We start from the raw sequence: 21,267 nt of genomic DNA, 5'->3' as shown, positions 1-21,267 counted from the left end.
TCCTTAGAATGCATACCCGAAACCGATATTCAAATAGATAGGATACATGGCGAAAGTAATCGTGTGAAAATCATCTTTGAAAATATTATTCAGTCCCCAGGTGAGGTCTGCATACACATTGAGATGTTTGAATGCTCTCCATCCGGCTCCTACCTGCAATCCCCACTGGAAATGTCGCAAGTCGTCGGAGAAATCATAAGTCGCAATCTTTCCATCCGTAAATTCAACTTTAGGCCCGGTAGGGTCGTCCTCACGCAAATACCCTTCGTACACATGTCCCGAAAACTCTCTTGAAAGAATATAGGAGAAGTAGGGGCCTGCCTTTATATTCCATCGGTTAGTCAGCTTGTAAGTCGCCATTAAAGGAATAGTTAGACCCGCGGTATGTACTTTGGTTTTTACTCCGCCCGTCCATACGCCGCTGATTCTTTCACCGCCTTGCCCGAGAATCTCCATATTGTAATTCTTTACGGTCGCTTCGGTTGTCATCGCTTTGTTCTCAAGACGCAACCCGACAATGATACCCAACTTGTTTTGAACAGCCACCCATTTGGTGACTTCGCCGCCGATAGTAATGGCAAGCGTCGGGTTATAACCGTCGATTGAACGGATTTCCACCGGCAAGGGAAGCGGCGCCGTGCCACCGATGCTGAATCCTGCCTTTATTTCATATTCCAGTCCACGAAGGGCGGAACGAATAAGCGTTTCATTTCTGTCTACTTGTGAATACCCCGGCAAGGCTATTCCCATACAAGTGAGAAAACTGAATATATAAGGATAAATTTTCATCTTTCTGTCTATTATAAAATTAATTTTTTCGGGTAATGGATTAATTCTCCGAGTGATAGGTTAATTCTCCGAGTGATAGATTAATTCGACTTCATCAATCAGTAGAGTGCTTCCGATAGCTCCGTTGAAGTATGCCCCTTCCAGACTTGATGTAAATACGATGGCAACATTATATTTTCCATTCTTCAACTTCTCCTTATCGATAAACTTACCGGGCAGGGTAGTGAAGGGAAGTTTGAAATATGTCCATTCATTTGTCTCCTTAGCGTTGTCAATACGAGCTATTGAAACCAAATTCGGACTGGTGAACGCGTTGCTTCCATCCAGGGTAGGGACAGATTCGGTCGTTTCGTACATGATGGCATATATATCGCATATGTCACGTTTTCCATCCACTTCCTTACCTCCTTCCGTGAATTTATTTCCCGCCTTGTACTTATAGTATCCGGCTAGGTAAGTCGGCACATACCGGAAAGGAAGCCCGAACTTCGTAGCTTGCAACGGATTGCTCATTGCATTGCCCACATCGAAGGAACCGATGAACAAATTCCCGGCAGCAATGGGCATACCCATCATTCCTCCGAAGAATCCCGTACTGCGTGTCACCAAAGAAAGGCATTTTCCTTCTTTACCTTCCGTCACTTGGAAGGTGGGGTAGTCATCTGCTGTCTTGGGGACTCCGGTCAGAGCATAACCGGCATTTCCGCTTGCCCATTCCATTACTACTTTATCTCCCTCACGTTCCACGAAGATATAATACTTCTTTCCGCCCAAAGTATCCTCGAATTGATAATTGGTGGCAAGCTCCGTATCAATGACAGACACCGTATATGTCTTTTTCCAAACGCCATCGGCGGCTGTGACGATATATTTCTGCGGAGAATTAAAATCATGTACCGTTCCGCTTTGCGGACTGATTGTCGCTCCCGGCGTCAGAATAAACTCCGGCGCAAGTGCCGAAACATTCGTTCCCGGACCGACAAAGAGAGTTACTGAGTTATTATTGATGATGGGACTGGTAGTCATTGCTACTTCCGGCAGTTTGCAACTGAGAATATCTGCCTCTGCATTGGGAGCTTCGTCGCGAATACAAGAAGACGAAATAATAGCTAATAACAAATAGAAAATCACGTGTTTTGCTTTCATTTTTCTTTATTCTTGCTGTTAAAGTTGGGTTATCAGAAGGATTTATAACAAAATGCAATTTTATTTGTTCACTAAGGCGTGTAGGATAGAAAAGAATTTTCTATTTTTGTGGAAACATTCATAGAAACAAAACTTATATGTTCATGACTGAGTCAGAAAGAAGGCAAATTATAGAGCTGGTTAAAAGAGAGGTGATTCCTGCCATCGGATGCACGGAGCCTATTGCGGTGGCACTTTGTGTTGCGAAAGCAGCCGAAACGCTGGGTGAGAAACCGGAGAAAATCGAAGTATTGTTGAGCGCTAATATACTCAAGAATGCCATGGGAGTAGGAATCCCCGGCACAGGTATGGTAGGACTTCCGATAGCCGTTGCCTTGGGTGCGTTAATCGGTAAGTCTGATTATCAACTGGAAGTATTGAGAGACTGTACGCCTGAAGCCGTAGCGCAAGGGGAACAGTTTATCGCAGAAAAGAGAATCTGTATCTCCTTGAAAGACAATATCACCGAAAAGCTCTACATCGAAGTCATTTGCAAAGTTGCAGGCAAAACAGCTAAAACCATCATTGCCGGCGGACATACCACCTTTATATATATAGCCAAAGACGAGCAAGTATTGCTCGACAAGCAACATACAGCCAGTGAAGAGGAAGAAGACGCTTCTCCCGAACTGAACCTGCGTAAAGTCTACGACTTCGCCCTGACAGCTCCGCTGGATGAAATCAGTTTCATCCTCGACACCGCCCGCCTGAACAAAGCAGCCGCCGAACAAGCCTTCAAAGGCAACTACGGACATTGCTTGGGTAAAATGCTCCGCGGCACTTACGAACATAAAGTGATGGGCGATAGCGTATTCTGCCATATCCTCTCTTATACTTCAGCCGCCTGTGACGCCCGAATGGCAGGAGCGATGATTCCGGTCATGAGCAACTCCGGCAGCGGTAATCAGGGAATATCCGCTACGCTTCCGGTAGTAGTCTTTGCCGAAGAAAACAACAAGAGCGAAGAAGAACTGATTCGTGCCCTGATGTTGAGCCATCTTACAGTTATCTATATAAAACAAAGCCTGGGACGATTGTCTGCCCTGTGTGGTTGTGTGGTAGCCGCCACAGGTTCCAGTTGCGGAATCACTTGGTTGATGGGTGGCAACTACGACCAAGTTGCCTTTGCCGTTCAAAATATGATTGCGAACCTGACGGGAATGATTTGCGATGGTGCCAAACCGAGTTGTGCCCTGAAAGTAACTACCGGAGTATCAACAGCCGTTCTGTCTGCGATGATGGCGATGGAAGACCGCTGTGTGACTTCCGTAGAAGGAATTATTGATGAAGATGTAGACCAAAGTATCCGTAACCTGACAAGAATCGGCTCACAAGCCATGAATGAGACGGATAAAATGGTACTCGATATTATGACGCACAAAGGATGCTGAAACAAGAATAGTTGAATTAAAGAGAATCTGCATTAAAGAGTAGTCAAGATAAAGAACAGTCAAGCTAAAGACTAAGCTAAGGAACAACCAAGTTAAAGAACAGTCAAGCTAAGGAACAGCCAAGCTGCTAAAGAATAACCAATAAAAAAATGGATAATGAAACCAAGAAGTTCATTATCCATTTTATCTTTATTGGCTGTTGTTATCAACAACAGCCATATTTCAATTAATGGCAGTGTCCGCCTTCGCAACCGCAATCGTCGCCGCATTCACCGTCGCCACAACTGTCGCATCCGCAACCGCAGCCACCTTCGCCACTCATCATTTTTACCAAGTCCTGAATTTCTTCGTTAGTAGCAGGACGGCTTTCGAGCACTTCGCCTTCAAAGATAAGGTCAGCGCCTGCCAACGGGTGATTGAGGTCAACTACTACCACGTCCGGTTTAACTTCTACTACGCTTGCGTTCACACGCTGACCGTCACCAGTCATCAAAGGAACGATATTATCTTTTTTGATACGTTCGCTATCGAACTTACCGTCGATTTCGAAGATATTTTTAGGAAGGTCAATCACGTGTTGTTCGTCATATTGACCGTATGCTTTATCTGCTTCGATGGTAAACTCAAATTTATCACCTTTAGAAAGAGCGGTCATTTGATTTTCGAAATCCTCGAGTGTTGTTCCTAAACCTGAAATGAATTGAAAAGGGTGTTCTGCTCCTGCTTCTTCGAACAACTCTTTTTTACCATCTTCCATTGTATATAGTTTGTATGCAACGGTAATGTACTTGTTTTCTACTGTTTCCATCTGATATTTTATATTTCTAATTAATAAATCCCGGGATACGGGTTGACAAAGATACGAATTATTTGCTTGTACACGGACATCGGGAATGTAAATTTCAGATTATTAAGTGCTTTTGTTAGAAAGGTTCGGTGGGGACGATACTTGTATAATAGTTGTAAATTCAACCTTTAAGTGATAAAATAGAGAAATAATACCGCAGTTGTCTTACAATTATTAGTTTTTATGTGATTTTTTTCTTCGATTTGTTTGGAGATAATAAAAAAGCCCTTACCTTTGCAGCACGAAAATAAAGAAAAGAAGATATGAATATGTTACATACATCTCTAAACCTAGCAGTCCTGCATATTATTCGCGTCGTGGTGATTCCATCAAGAGCGTGAGGAAGGTTTTTGTGTTGTATGTGTTCGTACCATAAAAGATAAAATTTAGAGCCTTTCTCACTTGTGAGAGAGGCTCTTTAATTAAAAGACAGATTGAAATGAAAAAGCAATTACGCAGTTCGTTTAGTACACAAGGCCGTCGGATGGCGGGAGCCCGTGCATTGTGGGCAGCCAACGGCATGAAGAAAGAACAGATGGGCAAGCCCATTATCGCTATCGTCAATTCCTTTACGCAGTTTGTGCCGGGGCATGTACACCTACATGAAATCGGTCAACTGGTGAAGGCGGAGATTGAAAAGCTGGGATGCTTCGCTGCGGAATTCAACACCATAGCCATCGACGACGGTATAGCCATGGGACACGACGGAATGCTCTACTCGCTTCCTTCCCGTGACATCATTGCCGACAGTGTAGAATACATGGTCAACGCCCACAAGGCAGATGCAATGGTATGTATCAGCAACTGCGATAAAATCACCCCGGGAATGTTGATGGCATCCATGCGCCTGAACATCCCTACCGTATTCGTATCGGGCGGACCGATGGAAGCCGGAGAGTGGAACGGTCAGCATCTCGACTTGATCGACGCTATGATTAAGTCTGCCGACCAAAGCGTAAGCGACGAAGAAGTGGCCAATATCGAGCAGAACGCTTGTCCTACCTGTGGATGCTGCTCCGGTATGTTCACGGCCAACTCTATGAACTGCCTGAATGAAGCTATCGGACTGGCTCTTCCCGGAAACGGAACCATCGTAGCTACCCACGAAAACCGTACGCAACTCTTCAAGGACGCTGCCAAACTGATTGTCGAGAATGCCATGAAATATTACAACGAAGGAGACGAAAGCGTACTGCCGCGCAGCATCGCTACCCGCGAAGCCTTCCTGAACGCAATGACACTCGATATTGCGATGGGTGGTTCTACCAATACGGTTCTGCATTTGTTGGCCGTTGCCCACGAAGCGGAAGTAGACTTCAAGATGGATGACATCGACCTGCTTTCCCGCAAAGCTCCCTGTCTCTGCAAAGTTGCCCCGAATACACAGAAATATCATATCCAGGACGTAAACCGTGCCGGGGGTATCATCGCCATCATGGACGAACTGGCAAAAGCCGGACTGATAGACACTTCCGTTCGCCGCGTAGACGGAATGTCACTCGCGGAAGCAATCAACGAATATTCAATCACCAGTCCGAATGTCAGCGAGAAAGCTATCAAGAAATATTCCAGCGCAGCCGCCAATCGTTTCAACCTCGTACTCGGCTCGCAAGGAATGTACTATAAAGAACTGGACAAAGACCGTGCCACCGGATGTATCCGTGATTTTGAACACGCATACAGTAAGGACGGCGGACTGGCCGTACTGAAAGGTAACATCGCCAAGGACGGTTGTGTAGTAAAAACGGCAGGTGTAGACGAAAGTATCTGGAAGTTTACCGGCCCTGCCAAAGTATTTGATTCGCAAGAAGCAGCCTGTGAAGGCATCCTCGGAGGCCGAGTCGTCAGTGGCGACGTCGTCGTCATCACGCACGAAGGTCCGAAGGGTGGCCCCGGTATGCAGGAAATGCTTTATCCTACCTCTTATATTAAATCCCGTCATCTCGGAAAAGAATGTGCTTTGATTACCGACGGACGTTTCAGTGGTGGAACTTCCGGCTTGAGTATCGGACACGTGTCTCCCGAAGCGGCAGCAGGAGGTAATATCGGGAAAATTGTTGATGGAGATATTATCGAAATCGATATTCCGGCCCGGACGATTAACGTGCGACTAACGGATGAAGAACTGGCTGCCCGCTCGATGACACCCGTCACCCGTGACCGTTACGTGCCGAAGAGTCTGAAGGCATACGCCAGCATGGTAAGCTCCGCCGATAAGGGAGCAGTGAGAATAATCGATTGATACACATCCTTCAATACTAAAAAAGAATGAGTAAAGACTTAATAACAGGTGGAGAGGCGTTGATGCGCGCTCTGGAACATCAGGGAGTAAATACCATCTTTGGATACCCTGGCGGTTCTATTATGCCGGTATTTGATGCCTTATTCGACCATCAAGATACATTGAACCACATCTTGGTTCGCCACGAACAGGGAGCTGCCCATGCAGCACAAGGATATGCCCGCGTATCGGGTGAAGTCGGTGTTTGCCTGGTGACAAGCGGTCCCGGTGCTACGAACACGATTACCGGTATTGCCGATGCCATGATAGACAGTACGCCTATCGTTGTGATTGCCGGACAGGTAGGAACAGCTTTTCTCGGAACAGATGCTTTTCAGGAAGTTGACTTGGTGGGCATCACCCAGCCAATCGCCAAATGGAGCTATCAGATTCGTCGTGCCGAAGACGTAGCCTGGGCGGTAGCACGCGCTTTCTATATTGCCCGTAGCGGTCGTCCCGGCCCGGTAGTGCTGGACTTTGCCAAGAACGCTCAAGTAGAGAAAACGAAATACGAACCGACGAAAGTCGATTTCATACGCAGCTATGTTCCCGTGCCCGATACGGACGCGGACTCTGTAAAAGCGGCTGCCGAACTGATTAACAATGCCGAACGTCCGCTTGTACTGGTAGGACAGGGCGTTGAACTCGGCAATGCGCAAAGCGAACTGCGTGCTTTTATCGAGAAGGCAGACATGCCGGCTGGCTGTACGCTGCTCGGACTTTCGGCCTTGCCGACGGAACACCCGTTAAATAAAGGTATGTTGGGTATGCACGGCAACTTAGGCCCGAACATCAACACCAACAAATGCGATGTCCTGATTGCTGTCGGTATGCGTTTCGACGACCGTGTGACAGGAAACCTCGCCACTTACGCCAAGCAAGCGAAAGTAATCCACTTCGACATCGACCCTGCCGAAGTAAACAAGAATGTAAAAGTAGATATCGCCGTCTTAGGAGATTGCAAGAATACACTGGCTTCTGTTACGGAACTTCTGAAGAAGAACACGCATACCGAATGGGTAGGCAGCTTCGAGGAATACGAAAAGGTAGAAGAAGAAAAGGTAATCCGCCCCGAACTTCATCCCGCTACGGACTCATTAAGCATGGGTGAAGTAGCACGTGCAGTAAGCGACGCTACCCACCACGAAGCCGTTTTAGTAACGGACGTAGGACAGAATCAGATGATTTCCGCCCGCTATTTTAAATATTCGAAAGAACGCAGCATCATCACTTCCGGCGGACTCGGAACGATGGGCTTCGGACTTCCCGCCGCTATCGGCGCCACTTTCGGCGCACCGGAACGTACCGTATGTGTATTCATGGGTGACGGCGGACTCCAAATGAACATCCAGGAGCTGGGAACCATTATGGAACAGAAAGCTCCGGTGAAAATTATCTGTCTGAACAACAATTACCTCGGCAACGTGCGCCAATGGCAAGCCATGTTCTTCAACCGTCGCTATTCATTCACGCCGATGTTGAATCCGGATTACATGAAGATAGCTTCGGCCTACGACATCCCTTCCAAACGTGTCTTCACCCGTGAAGAACTGAAGGAAGCCATTCGTGAAATGTTGGCAACGGACGGACCGTTCCTGCTCGAAGCCTGTGTGGTGGAAGAAGGCAATGTCTTGCCGATGACTCCTCCGGGTGGCTCAGTGAATCAAATGTTGCTGGAGTGCTAGGAAAAGTTGAGAGTTGAGAATGGAGAGCTGAGAGTTCACAATTTAAATTAAGAATTATGAGTGATAAGACATTATATACCATCATCGTTCATTCGGAGAATATCGCCGGATTGCTGAATCAGGTAACGGCCGTATTTACCCGCAGGCAGATTAATATCGAAAGCCTGAATGTATCTGCGTCCTCAATCAAAGGCGTACATAAATATACTATCACCGCATGGACGGATAAAGATACGATAGAAAAAGTAGTGAAGCAGATTGAAAAGAAGATTGACGTCATCCAGGCTCACTACTTCACAGAAGATGAAATCTACTTCCATGAGATTGCATTATATAAGGTGTCCACTCCCGAATTTCAGGAGACGCCGGAAGCATCCAAGGTGATACGTAGATACAACGCCCGTGTGGTAGAAGTGAATCCCGTATTCTCCATTGTCGAAAAGAACGGCATGAGTGAGGATATCACTTCGCTCTACGGTGAACTGAAGGCTTTGAATTGTGTTTTGCAATTTGTCCGTTCGGGACGTGTAGCCATCACTACCAGTTGTTTTGAACGGGTGAACGAGTTTCTCGACGGACGGGAAGCCAGCTATAACCAAAGTAAAAACCTGCAAGAATAATGAGTGAATCAAATAAAATAGGAACTTACAAGTTTGTGGCAGAACCCTTTCACGTGGACTTCAACGGACGCTTGACAATGGGAGTACTGGGCAACCATCTGCTGAATTGCGCAGGTTTCCATGCCAGTGACCGTGGTTTTGGCATCGCAACGCTCAACGAGGACAACTACACTTGGGTACTTTCCCGACTGGCTATCGAACTGGACGAAATGCCCTACCAATACGAGGACTTCTCGGTTCAGACTTGGGTGGAAAATGTATATCGCCTGTTCACTGACCGTAACTTTGCCGTCATCAATAAAGATGGCAAGAAGATAGGTTACGCCCGTTCGGTATGGGCTATGATTAACCTGAACACCCGCAAGCCTGCGGACCTCCTGACGCTGCATGGCGGTAGCATCGTAGACTATGTATGCGATGAACCCTGCCCGATAGAAAAGCCCTCACGCATCAAGGTGACCAGCGACCAGCCATTGGCTACGCTGACGGCAAAATACAGCGACATTGACATCAACGGTCATGTGAACAGCATCCGATACATAGAACATATCCTTGATTTGTTCCCGATAGAGTTGTACAAGACCAAGCGTATCCGCCGTTTCGAAATGGCCTACGTAGCCGAGAGTTATTTCGGAGACGAACTTTCGTTCTTCTGTGACGAAGTCAACGATAACGAATTTCATGTCGAAGTGAAGAAAAACGGCAGCGAAGTAGTCTGCCGCTCGAAAGTGGTATTTGAATAACTTGAAAGTAGTATTTGAATAACTCGGAAATAGTATTTGAATAATATAGAATATAAAATCAATTAATAACGGATGGCGTAAGCCATCAAAACTAAAAACAAAAAAGAAAATGGCACAGTTGAATTTTGGCGGAACTGTTGAGACAGTAGTAATCCGTGACGAATTTCCATTAGAAAAAGCTCGTGAAGTATTGAAGAATGAAACAATTGCAGTAATCGGTTATGGCGTACAGGGTCCCGGACAGGCACTGAACCTGCGTGATAACGGTTTCAATGTAATCGTTGGACAACGTGAAGGAAAAACATACGATAAGGCAGTAGCAGACGGATGGGTTCCGGGTGAAACGTTGTTCGGAATCGAAGAAGCTTGCGAGAAAGGTACTATCGTTATGTGCCTCTTGTCTGACGCAGCAGTAATGTCTGTATGGCCTACTATCAAGCCTTACCTGACTGCCGGAAAAGCTCTTTATTTCTCTCACGGTTTTGCTATCACTTGGAACGACCGCACAGGTGTAGTTCCTCCTGCTGACATCGACGTCATCATGGTTGCTCCTAAAGGTTCGGGTACTTCATTGCGTACTATGTTCCTTGAAGGTCGTGGCTTGAACTCTTCTTATGCTATCTACCAGGATGCTACGGGCAAAGCTTACGAAAAAACAATCGCTTTGGGTATCGGTATCGGTTCAGGTTATCTGTTCGAAACAACTTTCACTCGCGAAGCTACTTCCGACCTGACAGGTGAACGCGGTTCATTGATGGGTGCTATCCAAGGTCTGTTGCTCGCACAATACGAAGTGTTGCGTGAAAACGGTCACACTCCTTCCGAAGCATTCAACGAAACAGTGGAAGAACTGACTCAGTCACTGATGCCGTTGTTCGCAAAGAACGGTATGGACTGGATGTACGCAAACTGCTCTACTACTGCTCAACGTGGTGCTCTTGACTGGATGGGCCCCTTCCACGACGCTATCAAACCGGTAGTTGAAAAGTTGTATCACAGCGTTAAGACTGGTAACGAAGCTCAAATTTCTATCGACAGCAACTCAAAAGTGGACTATCGTGAGAAACTGGAAGAAGAACTGAAAGCATTGCGCGAAAGCGAAATGTGGCAGACAGCTGTTACAGTACGTAAACTTCGTCCTGAAAACAATTAATCGGACTAGATGATATAAATTGAATAAAAGGGAGAACTGAAAAAATAGTTCTCCCTTTTTATTTTGTCTGTAAATTGGCTAAAAATCAACCTTATAAAGCCTATGAAAGTTTTTTTTGAAAAATATATCACTATAATGGGCAGAAAATGCAACTTTATGTTTATATTTGTGCCATCAAACTGAAGCAAATAATACCGTATGAGAAGTTTTTAAGTTATTTCCAGGCATATGTCTGCATTTGCAGATTGCTTTTGGATAATTATGTGGTAATAAATTGTATAGATAAAGATATTGATTATTCCTGGCCTGTCAATGGCTGTATTACTCCCTTTTAGTTTGATGTTTTTTTCGAAAATCCAAAACAAGAACGATTCAGATGTTGCTGGGATTGGATGCTTTCGATATACATAAGTCTTTAGTTTACTTTGCCGGTAAATTAATGAGATAGAAATAATGATACCTAAAATAAATATTGTTTGTTTTGTTTGTGTTAAATTAAAGAGTTCGGTTTCGTGAGAAAGTGGCTCTTATAAAACAAAAAAGAGGATTAAATCTAATCCTCTTTTTTAATGAATAACATCAATCTTCTGTAAAACGGATGCTTTGTCAGAGTGGCTGCGTCTCCTAGTATGACGAGCTTCATTCGTGCTCTTGTAATCGCTACGTTCATTCTTCGCAAATCATTTAAGAATCCTATTTGCCCGTCCTCGTTGGCACGGACAAGACTGATAAAGATAACATCCCGTTCCTGTCCCTGAAAGCCGTCCACTGTATTCACGGTGATGAGGCTGCGGAAAGGGCGGAGAAAACTGCTCCCCTTGATTTTGCTTCTCAAATATTGCACCTGTGCTTTATATGGAGAAATCAGACCGAAATCAATCCTTTCTTCCAGTATCCGGTCTTTGCCGATTCGGTTGATATATGCTTCCAGTTCCTGCAAAAGCAGGTTCGCTTCCTGTTTGTTGATTCTCCCGAAACTCTCGCCTACAAATTCTTCGCGGAAATCCATTTCCGAAGTGTCTATCCAGTTCATCGGCGTATCGAAATCGAGAATCCCCCGGTAGCGCACTTCGGGGGCAGCTTCCAGTTCGCCATGGTAGAACCAGTCAGAAGGAAACTGCATGATGGCTTCGTGCATCCGGTACTGTACTTTCAGTAAAGAAACGGCAGACGGCTTTTGTTGGACTACTTTCTCCATCAATGTTTGGTCCAGTCCGCCGCGGGCTGCCTCTATACATTTAATAGTGGGCGGTAGCTGACAATGGTCGCCGGCAAGAATAACCCGGTCGGCTTTGCGAATAGCAATCCAGCACGCCGCTTCGAGTGCCTGGGCGGCTTCGTCAATAAATAAGGTAGGAAACCGCCGTCCATTAAGCAGGCGGTGATTGCTACTCACTAAAGTAGAGGCAATCACACGGGCACTGTCGAAAAGGTCGGCATTGATGACTATCTCCAGTTCCGTGGCACGGTCGCGCAAGCGGCTCATGCGGCTGCGCATACCCTCCCGTTCGGCGTAACTTCCCCGGCGCATCCGGCCGTTCATTTCGCGGATAGACTTGCGGATGCCCCATAGCTCCGGATAGGCCGGATGGCTCTCGAACCGCCGCTCGTAAGTGGAAGACAACATTTTGTCATTGACCCGCGTAGGATTTCCGATGCGAAGTACAGGCACACCCCGGTCTACAAGTTTCTCACAAATCCAGTCGACAGCCGTATTACTCTGCGCGCAGACCAGCACTTGCGGCTCCCGGTGCAACGTTTCATAAATCGCTTCAACCAGTGTCGTCGTCTTTCCCGTTCCCGGCGGGCCGTGAACGATAGAGACATCACGCGTGCAGAGCACCTTGTTGACTGCCGTCTCCTGTGTACTGTTCAGCCACGGAAAACGTACCGGATACAACTCACGAAATCCCGGCTTTAGTGTTCCTAGCAGCGTGTCACGCAGTTCTGCCAACCGGTTGTCTTTGGCGCGGACTACATCTTCCAGTGCTTCGAACATCGCCCGGTAAGACGTTTCATCAAAATAAAGTTGCACACCAAGCAGTATATTAGGAGTTTGTAGCTCCATCAAAGCGCCCGCCCCGGGCAACACGACCACCATCCGTTCCTCGTCCGCATAACTGACGGTAGCAATGAAATTCATATACTTCATTTTCCCCTCGAGCGACTGATGGAAAAAGCAGACGGGACGCCCGAACTCGAAAGAATGTTCTATCTCTTTATTTTCGGTACGTGTAATATCTATTACAAGCTGATTCAGCGAATTGTAGTAACTTCGGCCGAGAGAGACGGGATACCAGCAGAGACCGCGTTTCACTTTCCGGGCAACGCCCATCGTTTCGGTCTGCCGTTTAAATTCCTCTTTCTCGTATTCGTACTCCATCCGTAAGAGGAGTTGCTGTTGCTGAAGATTGGCTATCGGACTTTTCGAATTATTATTCATTATGGATGCAAAGGTAACAATTCTTCTCCCTGAGTCGAAAAAATATTTCATTTTGTTAAACATTACTCGAACGTCGTTCGTTATTTTTATAGATAGACTAAAAAAACAAAAAGCGATATGGTATACGATGTGACTATGTTAGAAGCCTTCTACGCTGCTTATAAAGGAAAGGTAGAACATGTGCGGGCTGTATTGAAACGCCCTTTGACGTTGGCCGAGAAAATTTTGTATGCTCATCTGTATGATGCGGCTGATGTAAAAGATTACAAACGAGGAGAAGACTATGTGAATTTCCGCCCCGACCGGGTGGCTATGCAGGATGCGACTGCCCAAATGGCTCTGCTTCAGTTTATGAACGCAGGCAAAGACCGGGCGGCAGTACCTTCGACGGTGCATTGCGACCACCTGATACAAGCCTATAAAGGAGCTAAGGAAGACATCGCCACGGCGAGAATGACCAACGAAGAAGTTTACGATTTCCTCCGCGACGTATCTTCCCGCTACGGCATCGGCTTTTGGAAACCGGGCGCAGGCATCATCCACCAGGTAGTGCTCGAGAACTATGCGTTCCCCGGCGGAATGATGGTGGGAACGGACTCGCACACTCCGAACGCAGGCGGTCTTGGCATGGTGGCTATCGGTGTCGGTGGCGCGGATGCCGTGGATGTAATGACTGGTATGGAATGGGAATTGAAGATGCCAAAGATTATCGGTGTCCGCCTGACCGGAAAACTGAACGGCTGGGCATCCCCCAAAGACGTGATTCTGAAACTGGCGGGTATCCTCACTGTAAAAGGCGGAACGAATGCCATCATCGAATACTTCGGTCCCGGCACCGAATCTCTTTCCGCCACCGGAAAAGCGACCATCTGTAACATGGGTGCCGAAGTAGGAGCTACCACCTCGCTTTTCCCGTTTGATAAGCGCATGGCTACTTACCTGAGAGCCACGGGAAGAGAATGTGTTGTCGATTTGGCCGAATCCATTGGCGCTGACCTTCGGGCAGACGAAGTGGTGACGGATGAACCTACGAAATATTACGACCGTGTCATTGAAATAGACCTGTCGGAACTCGAACCTTATATAAACGGCCCTTTCACGCCGGATGCCGCCACGCCTATCTCCGAATTTGCGGAGAAAGTATTATTGAACGGTTATCCCCGCAAGATGGAAGTCGGGCTTATCGGTTCGTGCACCAACTCTTCTTATCAGGACTTGAGCCGTGCCGCTTCTTTGGCAAAGCAGGTAGCTGAAAAGAATTTGAGCGTAGCCGCCCCGCTGATTGTGAATCCGGGTTCGGAACAGATTCGCGCCACTGCCGAGAGAGACGGAATGATTGGTGCTTTTGAGCAAATCGGGGCGACAATAATGGCGAACGCCTGCGGTCCTTGTATCGGCCAGTGGAAACGTGAGACGGACGACCCGACACGGAAGAACTCCATCGTCACCTCTTTCAACCGTAACTTTGCGAAGCGTGCCGACGGCAATCCCAACACCTACGCTTTCGTCGCTTCTCCCGAACTGACTATGGCGCTGACCATCGCAGGCGACCTCTGCTTCAACCCCTTGAAAGACAGATTGGTGAACCATGACGGCGAAAAAGTAAAATTGGCGGAACCTGTCGGAGACGAACTTCCCTTGAAGGGCTTTACGCAGGGCAACGAAGGCTATATCGCCCCGCATGGAGCAAAAACGGAAATCAAAGTGAAACCGGATTCCCAACGTCTGCAACTGCTGACTCCTTTCCCTGCCTGGGACGGTCAGGACTTGCTGAATATGCCCCTGCTAATCAAGGCGCAAGGCAAATGTACCACCGACCATATTTCTATGGCAGGCCCGTGGCTCCGTTTCCGTGGACATTTGGAGAATATTTCCGACAATATGTTGATGGGAGCTGTCAATGCCTTTAACGGTGAAACGAACAGCGTTTGGAACCGTTCGACAAATACCTACGGAACAGTTTCCGGTACAGCGAAATTGTATAAGACACAGGGGATTCCTTCTATTGTCGTTGCCGAAGAAAACTACGGCGAAGGCTCCAGCCGCGAGCACGCAGCTATGGAACCTCGTTTCCTGAATGTCCGTGTGATTCTCGCCAAGAGTTTTGCCCGTATACACGAGACGAACCTGAAGAAACAAGGAATGCTTGCCCTGACATTTGTCGATAAAGCCGACTACGACAAGATTCGCGAACACGATGTTCTCTCCGTGCTTGGTTTGGTGCATTTCGCGCCGGGACGTAATCTCACCATCGTTCTCCACCACGAAGACGGAACGAAAGAGAGTTTTGAAGTACAGCACACATACAATGAACAGCAGATTGCCTGGTTCCGTGCCGGCTCTGCCTTAAATGCAAGATAACCATGAATAAAATAACCATGAAAGCAGATGGTACGCTGCTGGTGCCCGATGTGCCTACCGTACCTTATATTACCGGAGACGGAGTGGGAGCCGAAGTAACTCCTTCCATGCAGGCCGTAGTGAATGCGGCCGTTCAGAAAGCCTATGGCGGCAAGCGCCGCATCGAATGGAAAGAGGTGCTGGCAGGCGAACGTGCCTTCAATGAGACAGGTTCCTGGTTGCCGGACGAAACGATGAAGACCTTTCAGGAATATCTGATAGGAATCAAAGGCCCGTTGACAACTCCCGTCGGTGGCGGCATCCGTTCGTTGAATGTAGCCTTGCGCCAGACGCTCGACTTATACGTTTGCCTCCGTCCCGTCCGCTGGTATCAGGGAGTGCAGTCGCCTGTGAAGGCACCTGAGAAAGTGGATATGTGCGTATTCCGTGAAAATACGGAAGATATTTATGCAGGTATCGAGTGGGAAGCCGGTACTCCGGAAGCTGAAAAGTTCTACAAATTCCTGAAAGACGAGATGGGCGTGACGAAAGTCCGTTTCCCGGAAACGTCCTCTTTCGGCGTGAAACCCGTCTCCCGTGAAGGTACGGAACGTCTTGTACGTGCTGCCTGCCAGTATGCGCTCGACCATCATCTGCCTTCCGTGACATTGGTGCACAAGGGAAATATAATGAAATTCACTGAAGGCGGTTTCAAGAAGTGGGGCTACGAACTGGCACAGCGTGAATTTGCTGATGCCCTGGCGGATGGCAGACTGGTGATAAAGGACTGCATCGCCGACGCTTTCCTGCAAAACACCTTACTGATTCCCGAAGAATATTCCGTAATAGCCACCCTGAACCTGAACGGGGACTACGTTTCCGACCAACTGGCGGCGATGGTAGGCGGTATCGGCATTGCTCCGGGAGCGAATATCAACTACAAGACAGGTCACGCCATCTTTGAAGCCACCCACGGAACTGCCCCGAACATTGCGGGAAAAGACGTCGTGAACCCTTGCTCCATCATACTTTCAGCAGTGATGATGCTCGAATATTTTGACTGGAAAGAAGCGGCGACTCTTATAGAGAAAGCCTTGGAACAAAGTTTCCTTGAAGCTCGCGCTACACATGATTTAGCACGTTTTATGCCGAACGGAACCTCCCTCTCAACTTCCGCTTTCACACGTGAAATAGTGGAACGAATTGAAAAATAAAAGCAACGAATAAAAACAAAGAAAAATGAAGAAAGAGTACTTGATTTACAAGCTTTCCGAAGATATGAAGGAAGCAACCCGGATTGATAATGAATTGTTCCCTAAGTTTGACGTGAAACGCGGACTGCGTAATGAAGACGGCACAGGTGTATTGGTAGGTCTGACTAAAATCGGTAATGTAGTTGGCTACGAACGTATTCCGGGCGGCGGCCTGAAACCCATACCGGGCAAATTGTTCTATCGTGGCTATGACGTGGAAGATATCTCGCACGCTATCATCAAGGAGAAACGTTTCGGCTTCGAAGAAGTGGCTTACCTGTTGCTCTCCGGTCGTCTGCCGGATAAAGAAGAGCTGATCTCTTTCCGTGACCTGATTAACGACAATATGCCGTTGGAACAGAAAACGAAAATGAATATTATCGAGTTGGAAGGAAACAACATTATGAATATCCTTTCGCGCAGCGTACTCGAAATGTATCGTTTTGACGCTAACGCGGATGATACTTCCCGTGATAACCTGATGCGTCAGAGTATCGAACTTATCTCGAAGTTTCCGACCATCATCGCTTATGCTTACAATATGCTTCGCCACGCCACTTTCGGTCGTTCGCTGCATATCCGCCACCCGCAGGAAAAACTGTCTATCGCCGAAAACTTCCTGTATATGCTGAAAAGAGACTATACCGAACTGGATGCACGCACTCTCGACCTGCTGCTGATTCTTCAGGCAGAACATGGTGGTGGTAACAACTCCACATTCACCGTCCGCGTCACTTCCTCTACCGGAACGGATACGTATTCGGCCATCGCCGCAGGTATCGGTTCGCTGAAAGGTCCGCTTCACGGTGGTGCGAATATCCAGGTTGCCGACATGTTCCAGCACTTGAAAGAAAATATCAAAGACTGGACCAGTGTAGACGAAATTGACACTTACTTCACCCGTATGCTCAACAAAGAAGTGTACAACAAAACAGGATTGATTTATGGTATCGGCCATGCCGTTTACACCATCTCCGACCCTCGTGCGCTCTTGCTGAAGGAACTTGCCCGCGACCTTGCCCGTGAAAAAGGTAGAGAAAGCGAATTTGCTTTTCTCGAACTGTTGGAAGAACGTGCCATCACTACCTTCGGTCGTATAAAGAACAACGGAAAGACCGTCTCCAGCAACATCGACTTCTATTCGGGCTTCGTTTATGAAATGATCGGATTGCCGCAGGAAATTTTCACTCCTCTGTTTGCTATGGCACGTATCGTAGGCTGGTGTGCGCATCGCAATGAAGAACTGACTTTCGAAGGCAAGCGTATCATCCGTCCTGCTTACAAGAATGTTCTCGAAGATTTGGCTTACATACCCATCAAAAAGCGCTGACAAAGACAAATCCTTTTGTTGAATATATAAAAGCACTCCCCGAACGAAGATTGAATTTCAACTTTGTTCGGGGAGTTGTAATGAAAAAACATTCCGCTCGTAGAGAGTTTTTTATTTAAAGGGGATTTTGTGTTGTTATTCCTTTCATTTTTGTTATTTTTGCGCATTACAAAAGACTTTTAATATGAGTTTAGCAGCTTTTAATCTGTTCCTGGGTGTGATGAGCTTGATTGCCCTGGTGGTTTTTATAGCACTCTATTTTGTGAAAGCGGGATACGGTATTTTTCGCACGGCGTCGTGGGGAATAGCTATATCTAATAAAGTAGCTTGGGTACTGATGGAAGCTCCGGTTTTTTTGGTGATGTGTGGTATGTGGATGTATTCCGAACGTCGTTTTGAGCCGGTAATATTGACTTTCTTTTTATTTTTTCAAATTCATTATTTCCAGCGTGCCTTCATTTTCCCCCTGTTATTGACCGGAAAAAGTAAAATGCCACTGGCAATTATGTCAATGGGGATTCTCTTTAATCTGCTGAATGGCTATATGCAAGGTGAATGGATATTTTACCTTGCTCCCGAAACGATGTATCAGCCCGACTGGTTTACGTCTCCGTGGTTTATAGTGGGTACTCTGCTGTTTTTTGTGGGAATGCTGATAAATTGGCATTCGGATTATATCATCCGCCACCTGCGCAAACCGGGAGATACACGCCATTATCTGCCGCAAAAGGGAATGTATCGCTACGTCACGTCCGCCAATTATTTCGGTGAAATAATAGAATGGGCAGGCTGGGCAATACTCACTTGTTCGCTTTCCGGGCTTGTCTTTCTTTGGTGGACGATTGCCAATCTTGTTCCGCGTGCCCATGCACTGTGGTGCCGTTATCGCGAAGAATTCGGTGACGCGGTAGGAGAGAAGAAGCGGGTATTTCCTTTCCTTTATTAAAAATGATTGTTATCACAAATTAAATAAGACTTGAATAATTTTCAACTACTATGAAATCTAAGCTTTTTACTCCGGTCACTTTCGGACCTCTGACACTGCGGAATCGGACGATTCGTTCGGCAGCTTTCGAAAGTATGTGTCCGGAGAATACTCCTTCACAAATGCTATTGGATTACCATCGCTCGGTAGCTGCGGGCGGGGTAGGCATGACGACAGTGGCTTACGCTGCCGTGACACAAAGCGGACTTTCTTTCGACCGCCAGTTGTGGCTGCGTCCATCCATCATTCCCCGTTTGCATGAATTGACCAAAGCAGTGCACGACGAAGGCGCCGCCGTAGGCATTCAGATAGGACATTGCGGAAATATGTCCCACAAAAATATTTGTGGTGTCACCCCCGTGTCCGCTTCTTCGGGATTCAATCTCTATTCTCCTACATTCGTCCGCGGACTGGAAAAAGAAGAGCTCCCGGAACTGGCACAAGCCTATGGAGAAGCTGTGAACCTGGCAAGAGAAGCCGGATTTGACGCTGTGGAAGTCCATGCCGGACATGGCTATCTGATTAGCCAATTCCTGTCCCCCTACACGAATCATCGGAAAGATGAATTTGGTGGTTCACTGGAAAACCGGATGCGATTTATGGAGTTGGTGATGGAAGAAGTCATGAAAGCGGCAGGCAGTGACATGGCTGTTTTTGTGAAAATGAATATGCGTGATGGCTTCAAAGGCGGAATGGAAATAGACGAATCCATACAGGTAGCCAAACGCTTGTTGGAACTTGGCGCTCATGGATTGGTGTTGAGCGGCGGTTTCGTAAGCAAAGCGCCGATGTATGTGATGCGGGGCGCGATGCCTGTCCGTTCGATGTCTTACTATATGAATTGCTGGTGGCTGAAGTATGGAGTGAAGATGTTTGGAAAATGGATGATTCCATCAGTCCCTTTCAAAGAAGCTTATTTTCTCGAAGATGCGTTGAAGTTTCGGGAAGCTCTTCCGGGAGCTCCGTTGGTTTATGTCGGCGGCCTTGTCGCCCGTCAAAAGATAGATGAAGTGTTGGATGCGGGTTTTGACGCTGTGCAGATGGCGCGTGCTTTGCTCAACGAACCAGGATTTGTCAACCGGATGGCGCAGGAAGAGCAGGCACGTTGTAACTGCGGACACAGTAATTACTGCATCGGACGTATGTACACCATAGAAATGGCTTGTCATCAACATTTGAAAGAACCATTGCCTTCTTGTTTACAGAAGGAGATTGAAAAACTTGAAAAGCGATGAATGAAGTGAAATGGGCAATCATCACCGGTGCCGACGGAGGAATGGGACGGGAAATAACACGTGCCGTAGCCAAAGCCGGTTATCAGATAATAATGGCCTGTTATAATCCGTCAAAAGCAGAAAAAGTCCGTCAGAGCTTAATCGAAGAAACCGGAAATCCGAACCTGGAAGTGATGGCTATTGATTTATCTTCCATGCGCTCGGTAGCTTCTTTTGCCGGACAGATTTTGGAACGTAATATTCCGGTTTCCTTGTTGATGAATAATGCAGGAACGATGGAAACAGGATTTCATGTTACTCCCGATGGATTTGAACGGACGGTGAGTGTGAATTATGTAGGGCCTTATCTGCTTACACGGAAATTGGTTCCTGCAATGGTGCGGGGCGCGCGTATTGTGAACATGGTTTCTTGTACTTACACAATCGGACACATCGACCTGCCTGACTTTTTCCATCGGGGAAAGGTGGGAAAGTTTTGGAGAATCCCTATCTACAGTAATACGAAACTGGCTTTATTATTGTTTACCCTCGAATTGGCTGAACAACTTCGTGACAAGGGCATCACTGTCAATGCGGCTGACCCGGGAATTGTTTCTACCAATATTATTACGATGCATCAATGGTTTGATCCATTGACCGATATCTTTTTCCGTCCTTTTATCCGCAAACCGAAGAAAGGGGCTTCTACAGCCATCGCTCTGCTGCTGGATGAAAAAGAGGCAGGAGTGACGGGACAGCTATATGCAAGCAATCGCTGGAAAAAACTGCCTGACAAGTATGCTCACCATGTGCAACAGGAGCAGCTTTGGGAAAGTACGGAGCGGACGGTAGCGCAGTGGTTGGAATAAAAAGAAGAAACGAAGGCGTATCAAAGCCTTTATAAATAGTAAACACCCGCGTTGCAAATAGATGCAACGCGGGTGATTTTGTGTATGCTCGGCATGAGTATTATCTAACGGGTGCAAGTCCCTCGTGAGCCCTAATAGC

At 47.1% G+C, this 21,267-nt stretch carries 16 protein-coding genes; 12 read left to right on the top strand and 4 right to left on the bottom strand.

Annotated features, from left to right (window positions below; genetic code table 11):
- Nucleotides 1-3 precede the first annotated feature (3 nt).
- Together HC965_RS24315 and HC965_RS24310 are read right to left on the bottom strand one after the other, a co-directional pair.
- Entirely contained in the window at nucleotides 4-789 is a 786-nt protein-coding gene (locus HC965_RS24315) for a porin family protein (protein ID WP_191033918.1), read from the bottom strand.
- A 60-nt stretch (nucleotides 790-849) separates the two neighbouring features.
- A complete protein-coding gene (locus tag HC965_RS24310) occupies nucleotides 850-1,935 on the bottom strand; it encodes a PCMD domain-containing protein (RefSeq protein ID WP_191033917.1) in 1,086 nt (361 codons plus the stop codon).
- A gap of 143 nt (nucleotides 1,936-2,078) precedes the next feature.
- Between HC965_RS24310 and HC965_RS24305 the strand changes: the two genes are divergently transcribed.
- Nucleotides 2,079-3,365 (top strand): serine dehydratase subunit alpha family protein, encoded by a 1,287-nt coding sequence (locus tag HC965_RS24305; RefSeq protein WP_191033916.1) that lies wholly within the window; start codon nucleotides 2,079-2,081, stop codon nucleotides 3,363-3,365.
- Nucleotides 3,366-3,591: 226 nt separating this feature from the next.
- Here HC965_RS24305 and HC965_RS24300 read toward each other — a convergent pair whose 3' ends face one another.
- Nucleotides 3,592-4,173, bottom strand: coding sequence for a peptidylprolyl isomerase (locus HC965_RS24300; RefSeq protein WP_191033915.1), 582 nt, complete (start codon nucleotides 4,171-4,173; stop codon nucleotides 3,592-3,594).
- A gap of 478 nt (nucleotides 4,174-4,651) precedes the next feature.
- Here HC965_RS24300 and ilvD point away from each other — a divergent pair, with 478 nt between their 5' ends.
- The 5 genes from ilvD to ilvC all read left to right on the top strand — a co-directional run bounded on the left by ilvD (nucleotide 4,652) and on the right by ilvC (nucleotide 10,694).
- Entirely contained in the window at nucleotides 4,652-6,454 is a 1,803-nt protein-coding gene (ilvD, locus tag HC965_RS24295) for a dihydroxy-acid dehydratase (protein ID WP_191033914.1), read from the top strand.
- Nucleotides 6,455-6,480: 26 nt separating this feature from the next.
- Entirely contained in the window at nucleotides 6,481-8,178 is a 1,698-nt protein-coding gene (gene ilvB / locus HC965_RS24290) for a biosynthetic-type acetolactate synthase large subunit (protein ID WP_191033913.1), read from the top strand.
- Between the two features lie 56 nt (nucleotides 8,179-8,234).
- Complete coding sequence (gene ilvN, locus HC965_RS24285; protein ID WP_191033912.1) at nucleotides 8,235-8,798, top strand: acetolactate synthase small subunit; 564 nt, start codon at nucleotides 8,235-8,237, stop codon at nucleotides 8,796-8,798.
- A complete protein-coding gene (locus tag HC965_RS24280) occupies nucleotides 8,798-9,541 on the top strand; it encodes an acyl-[acyl-carrier-protein] thioesterase (protein WP_191033911.1) in 744 nt (247 codons plus the stop codon). Before ilvN ends, HC965_RS24280 begins: the two co-directional genes overlap by 1 nt.
- Before the next feature lie 109 nt (nucleotides 9,542-9,650).
- Nucleotides 9,651-10,694 carry a ketol-acid reductoisomerase gene (gene ilvC, locus HC965_RS24275; RefSeq protein ID WP_191033910.1) on the top strand — a complete coding sequence of 348 codons (1,044 nt, stop codon included), beginning with the start codon at nucleotides 9,651-9,653 and terminating at the stop codon, nucleotides 10,692-10,694.
- A 553-nt stretch (nucleotides 10,695-11,247) separates the two neighbouring features.
- On the opposite strand, the gene HC965_RS24270 is transcribed toward ilvC, so the two are convergent.
- Nucleotides 11,248-13,188 (bottom strand): AAA domain-containing protein, encoded by a 1,941-nt coding sequence (locus HC965_RS24270; protein ID WP_191033909.1) that lies wholly within the window; start codon nucleotides 13,186-13,188, stop codon nucleotides 11,248-11,250.
- Nucleotides 13,189-13,254: 66 nt separating this feature from the next.
- Between HC965_RS24270 and HC965_RS24265 the strand changes: the two genes are divergently transcribed.
- The 6 genes from HC965_RS24265 (at nucleotide 13,255) to HC965_RS24240 (ending at nucleotide 21,128) form a co-directional block, all read left to right on the top strand.
- A complete protein-coding gene (locus HC965_RS24265; protein ID WP_191033908.1) occupies nucleotides 13,255-15,498 on the top strand; it encodes an aconitate hydratase in 2,244 nt (747 codons plus the stop codon).
- 2 nt (nucleotides 15,499-15,500) lie between these two features.
- Nucleotides 15,501-16,691, top strand: coding sequence for an NADP-dependent isocitrate dehydrogenase (gene icd, locus HC965_RS24260; RefSeq protein ID WP_191033907.1), 1,191 nt, complete (start codon nucleotides 15,501-15,503; stop codon nucleotides 16,689-16,691).
- 25 nt (nucleotides 16,692-16,716) lie between these two features.
- Nucleotides 16,717-18,060, top strand: coding sequence for a citrate/2-methylcitrate synthase (locus HC965_RS24255; RefSeq protein WP_191033906.1), 1,344 nt, complete (start codon nucleotides 16,717-16,719; stop codon nucleotides 18,058-18,060).
- A 184-nt stretch (nucleotides 18,061-18,244) separates the two neighbouring features.
- A complete protein-coding gene (locus HC965_RS24250; protein WP_191033905.1) occupies nucleotides 18,245-19,006 on the top strand; it encodes a DUF1295 domain-containing protein in 762 nt (253 codons plus the stop codon).
- A 50-nt stretch (nucleotides 19,007-19,056) separates the two neighbouring features.
- On the top strand, nucleotides 19,057-20,280 hold the full coding sequence (locus HC965_RS24245; RefSeq protein WP_191033904.1) for an NADH:flavin oxidoreductase: 1,224 nt from the start codon (nucleotides 19,057-19,059) through the stop codon (nucleotides 20,278-20,280).
- Nucleotides 20,277-21,128 (top strand): SDR family oxidoreductase, encoded by an 852-nt coding sequence (locus HC965_RS24240; protein ID WP_191033903.1) that lies wholly within the window; start codon nucleotides 20,277-20,279, stop codon nucleotides 21,126-21,128. The genes HC965_RS24245 and HC965_RS24240 overlap by 4 nt, the downstream gene beginning before the upstream one ends.
- Nucleotides 21,129-21,267 lie beyond the last annotated feature (139 nt).

The sequence above is a fragment of the Bacteroides sp. GM023 genome, from assembly GCF_014750685.1.
Taxonomy (GTDB): domain Bacteria; phylum Bacteroidota; class Bacteroidia; order Bacteroidales; family Bacteroidaceae; genus Bacteroides.
The sequence above is the reverse complement of the archived record's forward strand: the minus strand, read 5'-3'. Positions and strand labels throughout refer to the sequence as shown.

Bases quoted from the DNA above. Each gene is read 5' to 3' on its own strand.
- HC965_RS24265 (WP_191033908.1), top strand. From the start codon at position 13,255: ATGGTATACGATGTGACTATGTTAGAAGCCTTCTACGCTGCTTATAAA.
- HC965_RS24280 (WP_191033911.1), top strand. From the start codon at position 8,798: ATGAGTGAATCAAATAAAATAGGAACTTACAAGTTTGTGGCAGAACCC.
- HC965_RS24245 (WP_191033904.1), top strand. From the start codon at position 19,057: ATGAAATCTAAGCTTTTTACTCCGGTCACTTTCGGACCTCTGACACTG.
- ilvB (WP_191033913.1), top strand. From the start codon at position 6,481: ATGAGTAAAGACTTAATAACAGGTGGAGAGGCGTTGATGCGCGCTCTG.
- HC965_RS24305 (WP_191033916.1), top strand. From the start codon at position 2,079: ATGACTGAGTCAGAAAGAAGGCAAATTATAGAGCTGGTTAAAAGAGAG.
- icd (WP_191033907.1), top strand. From the start codon at position 15,501: ATGAATAAAATAACCATGAAAGCAGATGGTACGCTGCTGGTGCCCGAT.
- ilvC (WP_191033910.1), top strand. From the start codon at position 9,651: ATGGCACAGTTGAATTTTGGCGGAACTGTTGAGACAGTAGTAATCCGT.
- HC965_RS24255 (WP_191033906.1), top strand. From the start codon at position 16,717: ATGAAGAAAGAGTACTTGATTTACAAGCTTTCCGAAGATATGAAGGAA.
- HC965_RS24240 (WP_191033903.1), top strand. From the start codon at position 20,277: ATGAATGAAGTGAAATGGGCAATCATCACCGGTGCCGACGGAGGAATG.
- HC965_RS24310 (WP_191033917.1), bottom strand. From the start codon at position 1,935: ATGAAAGCAAAACACGTGATTTTCTATTTGTTATTAGCTATTATTTCG.
- HC965_RS24315 (WP_191033918.1), bottom strand. From the start codon at position 789: ATGAAAATTTATCCTTATATATTCAGTTTTCTCACTTGTATGGGAATA.
- HC965_RS24300 (WP_191033915.1), bottom strand. From the start codon at position 4,173: ATGGAAACAGTAGAAAACAAGTACATTACCGTTGCATACAAACTATAT.
- HC965_RS24250 (WP_191033905.1), top strand. From the start codon at position 18,245: ATGAGTTTAGCAGCTTTTAATCTGTTCCTGGGTGTGATGAGCTTGATT.
- ilvD (WP_191033914.1), top strand. From the start codon at position 4,652: ATGAAAAAGCAATTACGCAGTTCGTTTAGTACACAAGGCCGTCGGATG.
- HC965_RS24270 (WP_191033909.1), bottom strand. From the start codon at position 13,188: ATGAAATATTTTTTCGACTCAGGGAGAAGAATTGTTACCTTTGCATCC.
- ilvN (WP_191033912.1), top strand. From the start codon at position 8,235: ATGAGTGATAAGACATTATATACCATCATCGTTCATTCGGAGAATATC.